The 16937-nt window shown below is 73.3% G+C and carries 14 protein-coding genes; 11 read left to right on the forward strand and 3 right to left on the reverse strand.

The annotated features are described in order from the left end of the window. Positions 1-37 precede the first annotated feature (37 nt). The 3 genes from C8N24_RS31115 to C8N24_RS31125 are packed head-to-tail and all read left to right on the forward strand — an operon-like array spanning position 38 to position 3971. On the forward strand, positions 38-1399 hold the full coding sequence (locus C8N24_RS31115) for a proline dehydrogenase family protein (RefSeq protein WP_121257607.1): 1362 nt from the start codon (positions 38-40) through the stop codon (positions 1397-1399). Further along, positions 1396-2955, forward strand: a complete 1560-nt coding sequence (locus C8N24_RS31120; RefSeq protein WP_121257609.1) for an aldehyde dehydrogenase family protein — start codon at positions 1396-1398, stop codon at positions 2953-2955. Before C8N24_RS31115 ends, C8N24_RS31120 begins: the two co-directional genes overlap by 4 nt. After that, the gene (locus C8N24_RS31125; protein WP_121257611.1) at positions 2952-3971 is read left to right on the forward strand and encodes a PucR family transcriptional regulator; all 1020 of its coding nucleotides are present in this window, start codon (positions 2952-2954) and stop codon (positions 3969-3971) included. Before C8N24_RS31120 ends, C8N24_RS31125 begins: the two co-directional genes overlap by 4 nt. Here the strand turns inward: C8N24_RS31125 and C8N24_RS31130 are convergent. From C8N24_RS31130 to C8N24_RS31140, 3 genes are read right to left on the reverse strand one after another with little or no spacing between them, the layout of a single operon-like run. Then, complete coding sequence (locus C8N24_RS31130; RefSeq protein WP_121257613.1) at positions 3948-5327, reverse strand: FAD-dependent oxidoreductase; 1380 nt, start codon at positions 5325-5327, stop codon at positions 3948-3950. The two genes, C8N24_RS31125 and C8N24_RS31130, sit on opposite strands and share 24 nt — an antisense overlap. Then, positions 5324-7288 carry an MMPL family transporter gene (locus C8N24_RS31135; protein WP_121257615.1) on the reverse strand — a complete coding sequence of 655 codons (1965 nt, stop codon included), beginning with the start codon at positions 7286-7288 and terminating at the stop codon, positions 5324-5326. Before C8N24_RS31135 ends, C8N24_RS31130 begins: the two co-directional genes overlap by 4 nt. A gap of 15 nt (positions 7289-7303) precedes the next feature. After that, a complete protein-coding gene (locus C8N24_RS31140) occupies positions 7304-8464 on the reverse strand; it encodes a glycosyltransferase (RefSeq protein ID WP_170179545.1) in 1161 nt (386 codons plus the stop codon). Between the two features lie 87 nt (positions 8465-8551). Here C8N24_RS31140 and mftA point away from each other — a divergent pair, with 87 nt between their 5' ends. From mftA to C8N24_RS31180, 8 genes are all read left to right on the forward strand, one after another. Further along, positions 8552-8674: a mycofactocin precursor MftA gene (mftA, locus tag C8N24_RS31145; protein ID WP_121257618.1), complete on the forward strand. Its 123-nt coding sequence runs from the start codon at positions 8552-8554 to the stop codon at positions 8672-8674. 4 nt (positions 8675-8678) lie between these two features. Beyond that, a complete protein-coding gene (mftC, locus tag C8N24_RS31150) occupies positions 8679-9905 on the forward strand; it encodes a mycofactocin radical SAM maturase (protein ID WP_211340198.1) in 1227 nt (408 codons plus the stop codon). Beyond that, positions 9905-11059 (forward strand): pre-mycofactocin synthase MftD, encoded by a 1155-nt coding sequence (gene mftD, locus C8N24_RS31155; protein WP_121257620.1) that lies wholly within the window; start codon positions 9905-9907, stop codon positions 11057-11059. Before mftC ends, mftD begins: the two co-directional genes overlap by 1 nt. Further along, positions 11052-11687 carry a mycofactocin biosynthesis peptidyl-dipeptidase MftE gene (gene mftE / locus C8N24_RS31160; protein WP_211340199.1) on the forward strand — a complete coding sequence of 212 codons (636 nt, stop codon included), beginning with the start codon at positions 11052-11054 and terminating at the stop codon, positions 11685-11687. The genes mftD and mftE overlap by 8 nt, the downstream gene beginning before the upstream one ends. Then, a complete protein-coding gene (locus tag C8N24_RS31165; protein WP_211340200.1) occupies positions 11684-12472 on the forward strand; it encodes a mycofactocin-coupled SDR family oxidoreductase in 789 nt (262 codons plus the stop codon). Before mftE ends, C8N24_RS31165 begins: the two co-directional genes overlap by 4 nt. Further along, on the forward strand, positions 12469-13665 hold the full coding sequence (locus tag C8N24_RS31170; RefSeq protein WP_211340201.1) for a glycosyltransferase: 1197 nt from the start codon (positions 12469-12471) through the stop codon (positions 13663-13665). The genes C8N24_RS31165 and C8N24_RS31170 overlap by 4 nt, the downstream gene beginning before the upstream one ends. Further along, complete coding sequence (locus C8N24_RS31175; RefSeq protein ID WP_121257627.1) at positions 13662-15266, forward strand: acyl-CoA mutase large subunit family protein; 1605 nt, start codon at positions 13662-13664, stop codon at positions 15264-15266. The genes C8N24_RS31170 and C8N24_RS31175 overlap by 4 nt, the downstream gene beginning before the upstream one ends. A 178-nt stretch (positions 15267-15444) precedes the next feature. Beyond that, complete coding sequence (locus C8N24_RS31180) at positions 15445-16920, forward strand: sialidase family protein (protein ID WP_211340202.1); 1476 nt, start codon at positions 15445-15447, stop codon at positions 16918-16920. The last annotated feature ends 17 nt before the right edge of the window (positions 16921-16937 follow it).

Genomic DNA, 16937 nt, shown 5'->3' on the forward strand with positions numbered 1-16937 from the left:
GTGGCAGCCCGCGACCTGCCATAGCGTCGCCGGGCGAATGACCATCGTCGCTCCGCCCACGGCTGCGCCCGCTCAGCCGGCTCCACCCGACGCCGTGGAGGCTCGGGTACGCGCGCTGGGGCGGCACATCGCGGCCGGTCAGGCGAAAGCCGGCCGGACCCGCACACGGGTGCTCGAAGACCGGGGCATGGAGCTGCTGGCGCGCGATCCTGCGCTGCGTGCGGCGCTCTTCCGCCTCGTCGACGTGGCGCCCGCCACCTCCGGCCGGCGCGATCTCGCCGCGCACCTCGCTTCTCTCCTGGGCGAGGCGCAGGCGGCGGACGCGCCGGCCGGTGGATTCCTCCGCCGGGCGAGCGTGACGGCGCGCAGCGCGGCGACCGGCCGGGCGAGCGGCCCGGCCGTCGGAGCCGTCGCCGGGCTCGCCGTGCACCGGATGGCGACCCGGTTCATCGTCGGCGAGGACCCGGCCGACGCCGTCCCGACGCTCGCCGGCCTGTGGGAGAGCGGCGCGGCGGCGACCGTCGACCTGCTCGGCGAGGCGACCGTCACCACCGCCGAGGCCGACCGCTACGCGCGCCGCTGCGACGAGGCGCTGCGCACGCTCGCGCGGGCCGCCCAGACCTGGCCCGCCCGCCCCACGCTCGACGTCGTCCCCCGGGTCAACCTCTCCGTCAAGGTCACCGCGCTCACGGCGAAGGTCAAGGCCGAAGCGCCGGAGATCGGGATCGCGGACGCGTCCCACCGGCTGCGCGGGCTCCTGCGCACCGCCAAGGCGGTCGGCGCGCACCTGCACGTCGACATGGAGTCGATGGCGTCGCGTGACCTGATCACCCAGCTCGTGATCGACCTGCTGGGCGAGCCCGAGTTCCGGACGGGGTTGAGCGCCGGCATCGTCCTCCAGGCCTATCTGCGCGACGCGGACGAGCAGCTCGACCAGCTCCTGGACGGCATCCAGCAGCCGTTCACGGTCCGGCTCGTCAAGGGCGCCTACTGGGAGCACGAGACCGTCGAGGCGCGCCAGCACGGCTGGGACTCGCCCGTCTACCTGAACAAGGTCGAGTCGGACCGGTCGTTCGAGCGGCTCACGAAGCGGCTCCTCGACCACCGGCCCCACGTGAAGGTCGCCATCGCCAGCCACAACGTCCGCTCGATCGCGCACGCGCTCGCCCTCGCACCGGACCGCGACCTCGAGCTGCAGGTCCTGCGCGGCCTCGGCGACGACCTGCAGGTCGCGCTCACCGACATGGGCCTGCGCGTGCGCACGTACTGCCCCGTCGGCGACCTCGTCGCGGGCATGAGCTACCTCGTCCGCCGGCTGCTGGAGAACACGTCCAACGACTCGTTCCTGCTCAGCCGCAGCCGCGGAACCGACCTCGACCAGCTTCTCGCCAAGCCGTGAACGACTTCATCAACGAACCGCTGCTCGAGCTGCGCCGTGCCCCGGTGCGCGCCAACCTGACCGAGGCGATGACCGCCCTCGACGCCCAGCTGCCATGGCGCGTCCCGGTGATCGTCGGCGGCGAGCGCCGCGACGAGCCGAGCTTCACCTCGCACGACCCCGGCACGCCCGACCGCACGGTCGCGCACGTCACGGCCGCCACGCCGCAGGACGTCGACGCCGCGGTGCACGCGGCCGCGCACGCGGCCCCCGAGTGGGAGGCCCGCGGCGCGCACGCCCGCGCCGCGATCCTCTCGCGTGCGGCCGGCGAGCTGCGCGGGCGCCGTCAGCGGCTCGCCGCGCTGGCCGTCCGCGAGTGCGGCAAGCCGTGGGCGGAAGCGGACGCCGACGTCTGCGAGACGATCGACTTCCTCGAGTACTACGCGCAGCAGGCGATCGCGCTCGAGCACGCCGACGGGCTGGTCCAGCTCCCCGGCGAGCGCAACACGCTCCGCTACGCCGCGCGCGGTGTGGTGGCCGTCGTCGGCCCGTGGAACTTCCCCTTGGCCATCCCCGCGGGGATGGTCGCCGCCGGCCTCGCGACCGGCAACGGCGTCGTGCTCAAGCCCGCGGAGCAGTCCCCCGCGTGTGCGCTCGCCGTCGTCGAGGCCTTCCACGCGGCCGGTGTGCCCCCGGCCGCGTTGAACTTGCTCCCGGGCGAAGGTGACGTCGGCGCGGCGCTCGTCGCGCACCCGGGCGTCCACACGATCGCGTTCACCGGCTCCGGCGCCGTCGGCCTGGAGATCCTCAAGACGGCGGCCGAGGTGCGGCCCGGCCAGCGCCACCTCAAGCGCGTCGTCGCCGAGATGGGCGGCAAGAACTGCGTGATCGTGGACGCCGACGCGGACCTCGACGACGTCGTGCCCGCGCTCGTCTACAGCGCGTTCGGCTTCGCCGGCCAGAAGTGCTCCGCGGCCGCCCGCGCGCTCGTGCACCAGCGGATCGCGGACACCCTCGTCGAGCGCCTGCACGGTGCCGTCGACCAGCTGCTGATCGACCAGGCCGAGCGCTTCGGGGTCGACGTGCCGCCCGTGATCGAGGCGGCCGCGCGCGAGCGCATCGACGGCTTCGTCCGGACCGCGCACGAGCAGGGCGCCCGCGTGCACCAGCCGGGCACGGTGCCCGCGGCCGGGCACTTCGTCGCCCCGGCCGTGATCGACGGCCTGCCCGCGGGCTCGCGCGTCACCGAGGAGGAGATCTTCGGGCCGGTGCTCGCGGTCGAGTCGGTGGCGTCGGTCGACGAGGCGGTCGAGATCGTCGCCAACCTGCCGTTCGCGCTCACGGGCGGCCTTTTCAGCCGTGACCCCGCGACGGTCGAGCGGGTCAGCCGTGCGCTGCCGGTCGGCAACCTCTACGTCAACCGCCACATCACGGGCGCGATGGTCGGACGCCAGCCGTTCGGCGGCAACCGCCTGTCCGGCACCGGCACGAAGGCCGGCGGCCCGGACTACCTCCTGCACTTCGTCGAGCCGCGCGTCGTGACCGAGGACACCATGCGGCACGGCCTCGTGGTGTGAGCGAAGCGTCTCTGCAAGAGATCGTCGACGGTCTGAGCGTCCAGCTCGGCCGGCCCGTGCTCGTCGACGACGGCGAGCTGCGACCGCTCGCCTACAGCACGCAGTTCGGGGAGCTCGACCCGCTGCGGACCGCCAGCATCCTCGGGCGCGCCGCGCCCGACTGGGCCCGCACCGTGCTCTTCGGCCACGGCATCCGCTCGGCCGTCGAGCCCGTGCACATCCCGCCCGACGCCGCCAACCAGATGGAGGCGCGGTTGTGCATCCCGATCGTGCGCGGCACGCGCCGCCTCGGGTACCTGTGGCTGCTCGAGGACAAGCCGGTCGCCGACGCCGAGCTGGAGCTCGCCCGCGTCTCCGCCGCCGACGCCGCGACGATCCTGCAGACCGAGGCCGACACCCAGCTCGATCGTCGCCGGCGCGAGCAGGAGCTGTTCGCCGGGCTGCTCGCCGGCGACCCCGCCGCGGCCGCCCAGCTCGAGGCCGACCGCTACCTCCCCCAGCGCCCGCTGGTCGTCTGCGCCGGTGAGATCGAGGACCTGCGGATCCCGGCCAAGCACGCGCTGTTCGGGCCCGGCGCGGCGATCATCCCCGCGCAGCTCGTCGACGCGCTGAGCGGCCCGGTGGGCGTCGGCGACGCGATCGACGACCTGGGCGACGCGCCCCGCTCGCATCGCCACGCGCGCGCGGCGCTCGCGGTCGCGCTCGCTGACGGCGCCGTCAGCCGGTGGGACGACCTCCGTGCCCAGCGGCTGCTGAGCGCGCTCCCGCCGTCGGCGCTGGGCGACCTGCCCGAAGGCGTGCGCGTGCTGCTCGAGAACGAGCAGCTCAGCCACACGCTCGAGACCTACCTCGACCTCGCCGGCGACGTCAAGCGGACCGCCGCCGAGCTGTGGCTGCACCGCACGAGCCTCTACTACCGCCTACGCCGGATCGAGGAGATCGCGGGCGTGGACCTCAACCGTGGCGAGGATCGGCTCCTCTGCCACGTGGCGCTACGCCTCGCTCGGAACGCCTGACGCGATCTCGAGCATCTCGCCCGTGCGGACGAGCTTCACGCGCGGGCGGCCCTGCGGCTCGCCCAGGCCGGTCTCGTGCGCGTCGATCGCGCGCCAACCGTCCCACGTGACGACGTTCGGGCACGCCTCAGCGAGGAACTTCTCGACGCTCTCGGGATCGGCGTCCTTGGGCGCGTTGAGCTTGCCCGCCTCGCGGTCCTCGAGGATCCGCGCGACGGTGTCCGTCGCGTCCTTCTTGTTCGTGCCGATCACGCCCGAGGGGCCGCGCTTGACCCAGCCGACGACGTACTCGCCGACCTCGTGCTCGCCGCTGTCGGCGTTCAGCACGCGCCCGCCGAGGTTGGAGATGAGACCCTTGCGCTCGTCGAACGGGATGCCGGCGAGCGGCGCGCCGCGGTAGCCGATCGACCGGATCACGAGGCCGCAGGAGATCACTTCCTCCTCGCCCGTGGGCACGGCGCGGCCGTCCTCGATCTTGTTGATGCCGACGCGGACGCCGGTCACGGCGCCGGTCTCGCCGTCGCCGAGGATCTCCAGCGGCGAGCGCAGGAAGCGCAGCTCGACGCGGCGCTCGTGGCCGTGCGGCTCGCGCGCGGCGTACTCGCGCATCAGCTCGACGTTGCGCTTGTTCGTCGGCTCGCCCTGCTCCTCCAGCCACTGCTCGCTGTACGGGTCCAGCTCGAGGTCGGCAGGGTCGACAATCACGTCCGCGCGGGTGAGCTCGCCCAGCTCGCGCAGCTCGGGGGTGGTGAACGCGGCCTGCGCGGGCCCGCGGCGGCCGAGGACGATGACCTCGTGGACCGACGCGGCGCCCAGCGGGCCGATCGCGTGGTCGGCGGTGTCGGTGACCGCCATCTCGTCCGGGTCGAGCACGAGCATCCGGGCCACGTCGACGGCCACGTTGCCGTTGCCGATCACGACCGCGCGCGTGGCGGAGAGGTCGAACTCGTGGTCGGCGTAGTCCGGGTGGCCGTTGTACCAGGCGACGAACTCCAGGGCGCCGTGGGAACCGGGCCGGTCCTCGCCCGGGATGCCGAGCTTGTTGTCCGCTGCGGTGCCGACCGCGTAGAGCACGGCGTGGTAGCGGTCGAGCAGGTCCTGGCGGCTGATGTGACCGCCGAGCTCGACGCCGCCGTAGAAGCGGAAGCCGGGATGCTTCGCGGTCTTCTCGTACACGCGCGTGACGCTCTTGATCTTGGGGTGATCCGGGGCTACGCCGGCGCGCACCAGGCCGAACGGCGTCGGAAGGACCTCCAGGAGGTCCACTTCGAATCCGGCCTTCAGGAGCTGATCGGTGGCGTAGAAGCCAGACGGACCAGCGCCGACGACGGCAACGCGCAGCGCAGTCTCACTCATAGAGCCTTTGATCGTAGAAGGAGCGCGATCGACGGCACGAGGAAGATGCGGATCAGGAACGTGTCCACCAGCAGCCCGAGCGCGACCGTGAAGCCGACCTGGAACAGGCTCTCCAACTCGGTCGCGAGCAGCACCGCGAACGTGCCCGCGAGGATGAGGCCGGCACTGGTGATCACGCCACCCGTGCGCTCGAGGCCGTAGATCACCGCGTCCTCGTGACTGCGCGTCTTGCGCGCCTCCTTGATCCGGGTGAGCAGGAAGACGTTGTAGTCGACGCCGAGCGCCACCAGGAAGATGAACGTGAACAGCGGCATCGCGGGGTCGGACTTGTCGAAGACCAGCGACGACACGCCGAGCGCGAACATGTACGAGAGGATCACGGTCAGCACGGCGTAGATCGGCGCGACCACGCTGCGCAGCAGGATCGCGACGATCAGGAACACGAGGCCGAGCGCGAGCGGGATGATCAGCCGCGCGTCGCGGTTCAGCGCGGTCTGGGAGTCCAGCGCCTCGGCGGTGGGCCCGCCGACGAGGCCGGTCGGCGCGATGGCGTGCAGGTTCCGGCGCAGGCGCTCGACGTCCTCGTGCGCCGCCTCGGCGAACGGGTCGGTCTTGAGCGTGAGGCGCATCAGGACGAGCTCCTGATCCACCGACTCGCCGGCGAAATCCAGCGCCAGCACCCGGCCCTCGTGCAGCTTCGGCCCGTTGGCGTTGTCCTCGGTGATGCTCTTGGGCGCGAGGACGTCGACCGGGCCGGCCTGGCCGGGCGGGAACTTCTCCTGCATCAGGCGCAGGCCGACGACCGAGTCCGGCGTCTCCCGGAACTGCTCGCGGAAGTCGAGCGTGCCCTGGTCGCGCAGCGTGCCCAGCGCGCCGACGACCAGCAGCGCGACGACCGCCGTGGCGAGCATCGCGGGCCGACGGCGCACGAGCGCGCCGATCCGTGGCCAGACCGAGCCGATCGGCTTCTTGTGGAGGAACGCCTTCGTCGGCAGCGCCGCGAGGATCGCGGGCAGCAGCGTCACGCCGGCCAGCACGGACACGGCCGTGCCGATCGCCAGCACCGGACCCATCCAGCGGGTCGCGTTGTAGTCGGCGACGCCGAGGACGAGCATCACCGCGACGACGATGCCGCCGGCGGAGACGATCGCGGGCGCGGTGCGCCGCAGGGCGATGCCCATGGCGTCCGCGGTGCCGTTCGCCAGCTCCTCGCGGTAGCGCGCGATCAGCAGCAGGCAGTAGTCGGTGCCGACGCCGAACATCAGCACGATCAGGATCGCCGTCGCCTGGCCCGTCGCCTGGTATCGCCCCTGCTTCGCGCCGTAGTAGGCGATGCCCGCGGCGACGATGTACGCGATCCCGACGACCAGCAGCGGGACGAGGGCGATCACCGGGCTGCGGTAGATCAGCAGCAGCAGGACCAGCAGCAGCACGAGCGTGACGATCAGGAGCGTCTCGTCGATGCCCTCCAGCGCCGCGGCCTGGTCGGCGGCGAAGCCCGCCTCGCCCGTGACGAAGGCGTCCTTGGGCACGATCGACCGGATAGTGGCGACGTCGCGGTTGACGCTCTCGGTGGCGTCGTCGCTCGTGATGATCGTGGCCAGCAGCGTCGTGCCGTCCTGGCTGAGCGGCTTGAGGTCGCTCGGCGGGGGCGCGCGTTCCGGCGGCAGGTTCGGACACGGGTAGTCGACGATCCGCACCAGGTCCGGGATGCGCGTGCAGAGCTGCTCGGCGTCCGCGGCGAAGCGCTGGGCGTCCGCGCGCGGGTAGACGACCACCGCGGTCGTCTCGTTGCCGTCCTCGAAGCGAGCGGCGAACGTCTCCTGGACGCGCGTCGACTCGGCGCCGCGGTCCTTGAACGCGTCGCTCTCGTCTGAGGCCAGGGCCTGCAGCTTGGACTGGAACGGAAAGGCGATCGCCGCAGCGATCAGCCATGCCGCGATGACGACCCACTTCTTCATCGTGCGCGCGCAGTGTTACAGACGCCGATGCACGAGCTTCCACCCTCTGGCGGGCAGAAGTGGGTCGAGTGTGCGGTGTTGCAGGCAGCCGAGCCACACGCCGGTGCCGTACGCGAGGTCGTCGGCGAGCGCCAGCGGCGACTTGACGAAGGCCAGGCGCGCGCGGGGATGCAGGAGCGCGAGCGGCCACCAGTGGCGCGACAACGCGTCGGCGACGACCCGGCCGGACTTCAGCGATCCGACCGTCGCGAGCTCGATCGCGGTCCTGGGCGGGACGTCGCGGGCGAGCAAGGCCGTCGCCGTGGCGAGGATGGCCGCGGCGGTGTGCGGGTGGCGGGTCAGGAGCGCGGCGTAGGCGGCGGTCGTCCAGGGCGAGACGTGCAGCGGGCGCGCGTGACCGGGATGGCGTGTGGCGATCTGCGCCGCGGTGCGGCCGTAGTAGACGCGGCGCGCAAGCCACGCGCGCGGCTCCGTGCGGTGGTCGTGCGCGACGCGGGCCGCCGGCTCGTAGCGCACGTACGGCGTGCGCCACACCAGCTCGACGTCCTCTCCCCCGCGCGTGAACGTCTCGTCGAACCGCACGTGGTTGCGGACGAGCAGCGCCGCGCCGGGCACGAACGGCACGCGCCCGTACGGCACCACGCGCGCGCCATCGGGGCCGCGGTCGAGCGGCGATCGCCGTGCCTCGTACGAAGTTAAACGTCCAGGACGTTCAACTTCGCGCGGGACGATCCGCGGGGCGACGACATCCACCTCCGGGTCGTTGAAGTGCGCGAGCAGCGGCTCGAGCCAGCCCGGCTGCGGGACGGTGTCGCTGTCGAGCAGCACGACGAGCTCGTTGCGGGCGCGCTTCAGGCCGTCGTTGCGGGCGGCCGCCGCGCCGCCGCGGGTGGCTCTCCGGAGCGCGTTCGGGATGGGCGTCGCCGACGCGTCGTCGACCACGATCACCTCGTCGACGTCGAGGTCGCGCGCGAGCGGGATGCGGTCGCGCGTGGGGATCACCACGCTGACCTTCGCGCGCAGCGGGGGTGGGATCGGTTGCGCCAGGTTCGCCATCACCAGAGCGCGGGCCAGCGCGCCGCCGTCGCCCACCGGCTCGCCCGCCTCCCAGGCGCGGATGCGCGCCGCGGACTCGGGCTGAAGCCGCACGAGCTGGAACGGCTCGCCGCCCAGCACGGTGTCCGCATCCAGTCGGGCGCTGAGCCGGAGGCGGAAGTCGCTTGGTACGTTCCGGCGCGGAGAGACCATCGAAGGGAGAGAACCATGCCGGATCCGGTCGTCGAGCCCGAGGTCGAGGTGGAGGTGCCCGTGGTGGAGGAGGAGCTGGTCGAGGAGGACCTGCTCGTGGAGGACGTGTCGATCGACGGGATGTGCGGCGTCTACTAGCGCCGTGGACGCCCTTCGCCGCGCTGCCGGTCTGAGCAGCGACACGGCGCTACGGCCCGAGCGGTTCGGCGCTCTGGCCTACGACTTCGACACGCGCCGGCTGAGCTTCATCCGGCGGCGCTCGCAGGCACAGGGCGCGCTCAACGACGAGTTCGAGCGTGGCCTCGACGCGCCGATCTGCCTGACGTGGGAGCTGACGTACGCGTGCAACCTCGCGTGCGTGCACTGCCTCTCGTCCTCGGGGAGGCGCGATCCCCGCGAGCTGTCGACCGCCGAGTGCAAGGCGGTGATCGACGAGCTCGAGCGGATGCAGGTGTTCTACGTGAACATCGGTGGTGGGGAGCCGACCGTGCGGCGGGACTTCTGGGAGCTCGTCGAATACGCGACCGCCCACCACGTCGGCGTGAAGTTCTCGACCAACGGCTCGCGGATCGACGCGACGCGCGCGGAGTGGCTGCGCGGCTCCGACTACGTCGACGTGCAGATCTCGCTCGACGGGGCGACCGCGGAGGTCAACGACCGCGTGCGCGGCGTCGGCTCGTACGCCACCGCGATGCGGGCGCTCTCGCTGCTGGCCGGGACCGGAGCGAAGCTGAGCGTCGTCGTCACGCGCGAGAACGCGGGGCAGCTCGACGCGTTCAAGGCGATCGCGGACGAGCTCGGGGCGACGCTGCGGCTCACGCGGTTGCGGCCGAGTGGCCGCGGCGCGGACGTGTGGGACGAGCTGCACCCGACCGCCGAGCAGCAGCGCGCGGTCTACGAGTGGCTGCTCGCGCACGGCGAGGAGGTGTTGACGGGCGACTCGTTCTTCCACCTCGCCGCGTACGGGCAGACGCTGCCGGGGCTGAACCTGTGCGGCGCGGGGCGCGTCGTCTGCCTGATCGACCCGGTCGGCGACGTGTACGCGTGCCCCTTCGCGATCCACGAGACGTTCCTGGCGGGCAACGTGCGCGAAGCGGGGTTCGCGCCGGTGTGGCGCGAGTCGGAGCTGTTCCGGTCGCTGCGGGAACCACAGGCCGCCGGCGCGTGCGGGTCGTGCTCGATGTACGACGCGTGCCGCGGCGGCTGCATGGCGGCGAAGTTCTTCACCGGGCTGCCGCTGGCGGGTCCCGACCCCGAGTGCGTCTTCGGGCACGGCGAGCGGGCGCTGCGAGGCACGCGGCCGACGCCCTCCCAGGATCACTCGCGCGTGCGGGTCGTGCGCCGCGAGTGCGACGAGTCGCCGGTCTGATGGCGTGGTTCGAGTCGGTCGCGGAGGCGCAGCGGCGGGCTCGGCGCACGTTGCCGCGCTCGGTCTACAAGGCGATCCTGGCCGGGGCCGAGCGCGGCCAGACGTTGCGCGACAACGCGGCCGCCTTCGCCGAGCTGGGGTTCGCGCCGCACGTCGCGGGATCCTCGGCGGTGCGCGAGCAGGCGACGTCGGTGATGGGCGTGGACATCGACCTGCCGGTGCTGCTCTCCCCCACCGGCGTGCAGGCGGTGCACCCGGACGCGGAACGCGCGGTCGCCCGGGCGGCCGCGGCGCGGGGCACGGCGATGGGGCTCAGCGCGCTGGCGAGCACGGCGATCGAGGAGATCGTCCCGCTGTGCGAGAAGACGTTCGCGCAGCTGTACTGGGCGGGGTCACGCGACGCGATCGAAGCTCGGGTCGCGCGGGCGCGGGCGGCCGGCGCGCGCGGGTTGATCCTCACCCTCGACTGGACCTTCAGCCACGCGCGGGACTGGGGGTCGCCGACGATCCCCTCCCAGCTGGACGTGCGGACGATGGCCCGGTTCGCGCCGGAGGTGGCGCTGCGGCCGGTGTGGCTGGCGCGCTGGGTGCGGTCGGGCGCGTTGCCGGACCTGGGCGTGCCGAACGTCGAGGGCGCGCCCGGGTTCTTCGCGGCCTACGGCGAGTGGATGGGCACGCCGCCGCCGTCGTGGGCGGACCTCGCGTGGCTGCGCGGACTGTGGGACGGGCCGTTCATGGTCAAGGGGATCATGCGCGTCGACGATGCCCGCCGTGCGGTCGGCGAGGTCGGGGCGACCGCGATCTCCGTGTCCAACCACGGCGGCAACAACCTCGACGGGACGCCCGCTTCGATCCGCGCCCTGGCCGCCGTGGTCGAAGCCGTCGGCGACCAGGCCGAGATCGTGCTCGACGGCGGCGTGCGCCGCGGCTCCGACGTCGTCAAGGCGCTCGCCCTGGGCGCGCGGGCGGTGATGATCGGCCGCCCGTACCTGTGGGGCCTCGCCGCCGACGGCCAGGCGGGCGTCGAGAACGTGCTCGACGTGCTCCGCTCAGGCATCGACTCCGCGCTGCTCGGCCTGGGCCGGGCGTCGATCCACGAGCTCGACGCGTCCGACGTGCTGGTGCCGGAGGGCTTCCATCGCGCGCTTGGGTGATCTGGCGTCGCCGGCGGCGACGGCCCGCCTGGCCGTCGTCCCGCTCGGCGCGACCGAGCAGCACGGCCCGCACCTGCCGCTAGGGACGGACACGGCGATCGCGGTCGCGCTGGCCGAGGGCCTGGTCGCCACGCGCGGCGACGCGGTCGTGGCGCCGGCGCTCCCGTACGGCTCCTCCGGCGAGCACGCGGGCTTCCCGGGCACGCTCTCGATCGGCCAGGACGCGCTCCGGCTGGTCCTCCTCGAGCTCGCCCGCTCCTGGGACGGCCCGATGCTGTTCGTGTGCGCGCACGGCGGGAACGCCGAGCCGCTCGCAGCGGCCTTGCACGAGCTGCCGGACGCGCGCGGCTGGACGCCGACCTTCAGCGGTGACGCGCACGCGGGGCACGTGGAGACGTCGCTGATGCTCGCGTTGGCGCCCGAGCACGTCGGCGCGGCGCGCGAGCCGGGCAACGCCGCGCCGCTCGCCGAGCTGCTGCCGGCGATGCGCGCGGGCGGCGTCCGCGCGGTCGCGCCGAACGGCATCCTCGGCGACCCGACGCGCGCCTCCGCCGCCGAGGGCCGCGAGCTCCTCGCCCGCGCGATCGCCGACCTCGTCGCGTTCACGGCCGACTGGCTGGACCCGTGACGCGGCTCGCGCTCGTCACCGGCGCGGCCCGTGGGATCGGGGCGGCCACGGTCGCTCGGCTCAAGGCCGACGGGTTCGACGTGCTCGCCGTCGACCGGGGCGAGGACGACCCGCGGCTCCCGTACTCGCTCGGGCACTTCCACCGCGGGCCGGACACGGCCGACGCCGCGCTGGACGTCGTCGGCGAAGGGCGGGTCGTCCCTGTTCAGGCGGACACGACCGACGTCGACGCGCTCCGGGCCGTGGTCGAGCAGGCCGGCGGCGCGCTGGACGTCGTCGTGGCGGCGGCGGGCGTGATCGCCGGCGGCGTGCCCGCCTGGGAGCTCGACGCGGACGCCGAGACGGCCGTGCTCGAGACCAACCTCGGCGGGGTGATGGCCGCCGCGCGGGTCGGCGTCCCTGCCCTGCTGCGCCGGCCGGAGCCGCGCGCGGGGCGGTTCATCGCGGTCGCCTCCACCGCCGCGCAGCGGGCGCTGCCGCAGCTCGCCGCGTACTGCGCGGCCAAGGCGGGCGTCGTCGGGTACGTGCGCGCATTGGCGGTCGAGCTCGGCGGCACCGGCGTCACCGCCAACACGGTCTCCCCCGGCTCGACGCGCACGCCGATGCTCGACGAGAGCGCGCGGCTCTACGGCCTCGAGTCGGCCGAGACGTTCGCCGCGCAGCAGCCGCTCGGCCGTCTGGTCGAACCCGACGAGGTCGCGGCCGTGATCGCGTTCCTCGCGGGCCGGGACACGCACGCGATCACCGGCGCCGACTACCCCGTCGACGGCGGCCTCGCCCTGTGAGGCTCATCCTCGACCCGGCCGTCCGCCTCTACGACGGCGGGCGCGTCCTCGCCGCGCGCGGCCGCATCATTGGCCTCGCCGAAGGTGGCCCGGCCGCGCTCCGCGCGCTGCTCGCCGACACCGCGACGCCGGCCCAACGCCGCCTCGGCGAACGCCTGCTCGACGCGGGCTTCGCCCACCCGCGCCCGGACCCCAGGCCGCACGCGGACGTCACGATCGTCATCCCGGTCAAGGACGACGCGCCCGGCCTGGCCCGGTGCCTGGCCGCGCTCGCGCCCGCGCCGCCGCCCGCCACCTCGCCGCCGCCCGCCACCACACGGCCCGCCGCCCCGCCGCCGCCCGCCACCACACAGCCCGCCGCCCCGCCGCCCGCCGCCCCGCCGCCCACCGCCACGCCGCCCGCCGCCACGCCGCCCGCCGCCTCGCCGCCGCCCGCCGGGCCGTTCACCCCGCGCGTCATCGTCGTCGACGACGGCTCCCGCGATCCCGTCGCGATCGCGCGCGCGGCCCACCCCGCGCGCGTCGTCCGGCGGGAGCGCTGCGGCGGCCCGGCCGCCGCACGCAACACCGGGCTCGACCACGCGCGCACCGAGCTCGTCGCGTTCCTGGACGCGGACACGATCCCTTCCGCCGACTGGGTCGAGCGGCTCGCCGGCCACTTCGACGATCCGCGGGTGAAGGCGGTGGCGCCGCGGATCCGGGCCGCGAACCGGCGACGCTCGCCGCTCGACCTCGGCGCGCGCCGCAGCGTGCCGTACGTGCCGAGCGCCGCGCTGATCGTGCGGACGCCCGTCCGCTTCGACGAGACGCTGCGCTACGGCGAGGACGTCGACCTGGTCTGGCGCCTCCAGGACGCGGGTCACCGCGTCGTGTACGACCCGAGCGTCGTGGTCCTGCACCACGAGCGCGACACGCTTCGGCGGCGGTTCCGGTATGGCACCTCGGCCGCGCCGCTCGCCGCGCGACACCCCGCTCGGCTCCGGCACATCCACCTCACCCGACCGCGCCCGCTCGCGCTCGCACGCGTCCTTCAGGCCAAGCACGTCCCGCGCCACGTCGCGCTCGTCTGGACCGTCCGATCGCTCGAGCAATCGGCGGTCGGCATCGCACACCTGGCCAGCGCGTACGGGTTGGGGGTCGCCTGGGGTAAGATACGAGGACTTCCAACTATCTCAGGTCCACGTATCCCATGAGCGCGATCAAGCACGACCCCCAGACGGCCGAGCGCACCACGCTCTCCGGTGAGCCGATCAAGGCGGTCTACGGGCCGGAGGACGTCCGCGAGCACGAGGCCAACATCGGCGCCCCGGGCGCCTATCCCTTCACGCGCGGCGTCTACCCGACGATGTACCGCGGGCGGCTGTGGACGATGCGGCAGTTCGCGGGCTTCGGCACCGCCGAGGAGACCAACGAGCGCTTCCGCTACCTGCTCGACCACGGGCAGACGGGTCTCTCGACGGCGTTCGACATGCCGAGCCTCATGGGCCACGACAGCGACTCCCCGCGCAGCCTCGGTGAAGTCGGCCGCGAGGGCGTCGCGATCGACACCGTCGACGACATGAGCACGCTGTTCGACGGCATCGACCTCGGCGACGTCACCGTGTCGATGACCATCAACGCGCCCGCGGCGATGATGATGGCCTTCTACGTGGTCGCGGCCGAGGAGTCGGGCGTGCCGGCGGACAAGCTCGGCGGCACCGTCCAGGCGGACATCCTCAAGGAGTACATCGCCCAGAAGGAGTGGTGCTTCCCGGTCGACCCGGCGATGCGCCTGCTCGGCGACATGATGGAGTGGTGCACGCGCAACATGCCGCGCTGGCACCCGGTGTCGATCTCCGGCTACCACATCCGCGAGGCCGGGGCGACCGCCGCGCAGGAGCTCGCGTTCACGCTCAAGGACGGCCTCACGTACGTCGAGCAGCAGATCGAGCGCGGCATCGCGGTCGACGACTTCGCGCCGCGCCTGTCCTTCTTCTTCAACGCGCAGATCGACTTCTTCGAGGAGATCGCCAAGTACCGCGCCGCGCGCCGGATCTGGGCGCGTGAGCTGCGCGACACGTACGGGGCGAAGAACCCGCGGTCCTGGCTGATGCGCTTCCACACGCAGACCGCCGGCGTCAGCCTCACCGCCCAGCAGCCGCTCAACAACATCATCCGCACGGCGATCGAGGCGATGGCCGGCGTGCTCGGCGGCACGCAGTCCCTGCACACCAACTCCTACGACGAGGCGCTCGCGCTCCCCACCGAGGACGCGGTCCGGATCGCCTTGCGCACGCAGCAGGTGATCGCCCACGAGACGGGCGTGACCAACACGGTCGACCCGCTCGGCGGCTCGTACTTCGTCGAGGCGCTGACCGACAAGCTGGAAGAGCAGGCGTACGCGTACTTCCGCAAGATCGACGAGCTCGGCGGCATGGTCGAGGCGGTCAAGCGCAACTACCCGCAGCGTGAGATCGCGGACGCCGCCTTCGAGCTGCAGGAGAAGATCGACGCCGGGGACCGCGTCGTGGTCGGCGTCAACCGCTACACCGAGGGCGACGACGGCGAGACCCCGATCCTGCGCATCGACCCCGCGCTCGAGCGCAAGCAGATCGGCCGCGTGCAGGCCGTCCGGGCCCGTCGCGACGGCGCCGCCGTGGAACGCACGCTCGCCGAGCTGCGCGCCGCGGCCGCCACCCAGGCCAACCTCATGCCGCTCCTGGTCGAGTGCGCGCGGGTGCACGCGACCGAGGGCGAGATGGTCGACGCGCTCCAGCACGTCTGGGGCGCCTACACCGAGTCGCCGGTGTTCTAGAGAAAGCGTCTCGCGAACGGGACAGAACTCTTCCCTTCGCTCCCACGCCGGGCGTAGGGTCGCGGCAAGAGCGGCGTCACGGAGGACCGCCCGCCGTGACGACGGGCACGGAGGCCCCACCGGAGGTCCTTCCATGTGGAGAGGCTCCACCCTCGCGGCCGGCACAGTGCTCGCCGCCGTGGCCCTCGCCGGATCGGCGCACGCGGCGCCGTTCACGCTCGGCCCCGTGAGCATCGCCTCCGGCCCCAGCCCGTTCGCCGCCGGCTGCGGCGGCCCGGGCGAGGCCGCTCCCGACAGCGTGGTGTTCCAGAACGCCGAGGTCGAGACGCACGCCGCCGTCAACCCGGCCAACCCCGCCAACGTCGTCACCTTCTGGCAGCAGGATCGCTGGAACGACGGCGGTGCGCACGGGAACCTGGCCGGCGCCTCGTTCGACGGCGGCCTCACCTGGACCCGGAGCGCGCCGCGGTTCTCGCGTTGCGCCGGCGGTGCGGGGCTCGGCAACGCCGGCGACTACGAGCGCGCGACCGACCCGTGGCTGTCGTTCGGCCCGACCGGCCGCCTGCACGCGATCACCATCGGCTTCGACAACTCGACCGCGCGCAACGCGATCCTCGCCGCCTACTCCGACACGGGCGGGACGAGCTGGAGCACGCCGCGGATCGTCCGCTTCGACAACCCGCGTGCCATCGGCAACAACTTCAACGACAAGGAGACGCTGACCGCCGACCCGCTCGACCCGCGGCTCGTGTACGCCACCTGGCAGCGGATCGTCTCCCCGAGCGAGATGGCTGCGCAGGAGGCGTACGACAACGCGGCGACCTTCCGCTCGGAGGCCTGGTTCGCCCGGTCCACCGACGGTGGCGTCACGTGGGAGCCCGCACGCTCGATCTATGGCGCGCGGGGCTCGTTCACCCAGACCATCGGCAACCAGGTCGAGGTGCTCCCCGACGGCACGCTGATCAACGGCTTCAACCTCATCAACGCCGTCAGCAACCGCCACGGGACGCGGGGCTACAACGTCGCGCTCATCCGCTCGCCCGACAAGGGCGTGACGTGGACGCGCGAGACCCTCGTCGACCGCCTGCTCGTCGACGAGGTGACCGACCCGGAGACCGGCGAGGACGTGCGGACCGGCGACATCCTGCCGGACTGGGCGGTGGACCGGGGCTCCAACCCCGCGACACGCGGCAGCGTCTACGTCGTCTGGATGGACCGGCGCTTCAACGACGCCGACCACGACGACATCCTGCTCGCCCGCTCGCCCGACGGTGGTGTGAGCTGGGACGCCCCGGTCGTGGTCGACCGCACCCCGCGCGGCGTCGACGCCTTCACGGCGATGGTCGACGTCGACAGCCAGGGGCGCGTCGCGGTGTCCTACTACGACTTCCGCAACGACCGACCCGGTGACGCGGCGCTGTCGACGGACTTCTGGGTGACCCACTCGCACGACGGCGGGCGCACCTTCACCACGGAGAGCCGGCTGACGCCGACGTCCTTCGACATGCGCACGGCGCCGAACGCGCGCGGCTACTTCGTCGGCGACTACACCGGGCTCGCCCACGCGGGCACGGCGTTCCACACGGCGTGGGTCGGCGCGAACGACGGCAACCTGAGCAACCGCACCGACGTGTTCCATCGCGGCGCGCAGTAGGGCGCCTTTACGGCGGA

This window comes from Solirubrobacter pauli (genome assembly GCF_003633755.1).
GTDB lineage: Bacteria > Actinomycetota > Thermoleophilia > Solirubrobacterales > Solirubrobacteraceae > Solirubrobacter > Solirubrobacter pauli.

Bases quoted from the DNA above. Each gene is read 5' to 3' on its own strand.
- C8N24_RS31115 (WP_121257607.1), top strand. From the start codon at position 38: ATGACCATCGTCGCTCCGCCCACGGCTGCGCCCGCTCAGCCGGCTCCA.
- C8N24_RS31175 (WP_121257627.1), top strand. From the start codon at position 13,662: ATGAGCGCGATCAAGCACGACCCCCAGACGGCCGAGCGCACCACGCTC.
- mftD (WP_121257620.1), top strand. From the start codon at position 9,905: ATGGCGTGGTTCGAGTCGGTCGCGGAGGCGCAGCGGCGGGCTCGGCGC.
- C8N24_RS31135 (WP_121257615.1), bottom strand. From the start codon at position 7,288: ATGAAGAAGTGGGTCGTCATCGCGGCATGGCTGATCGCTGCGGCGATC.
- C8N24_RS31130 (WP_121257613.1), bottom strand. From the start codon at position 5,327: ATGAGTGAGACTGCGCTGCGCGTTGCCGTCGTCGGCGCTGGTCCGTCT.
- mftA (WP_121257618.1), top strand. From the start codon at position 8,552: ATGCCGGATCCGGTCGTCGAGCCCGAGGTCGAGGTGGAGGTGCCCGTG.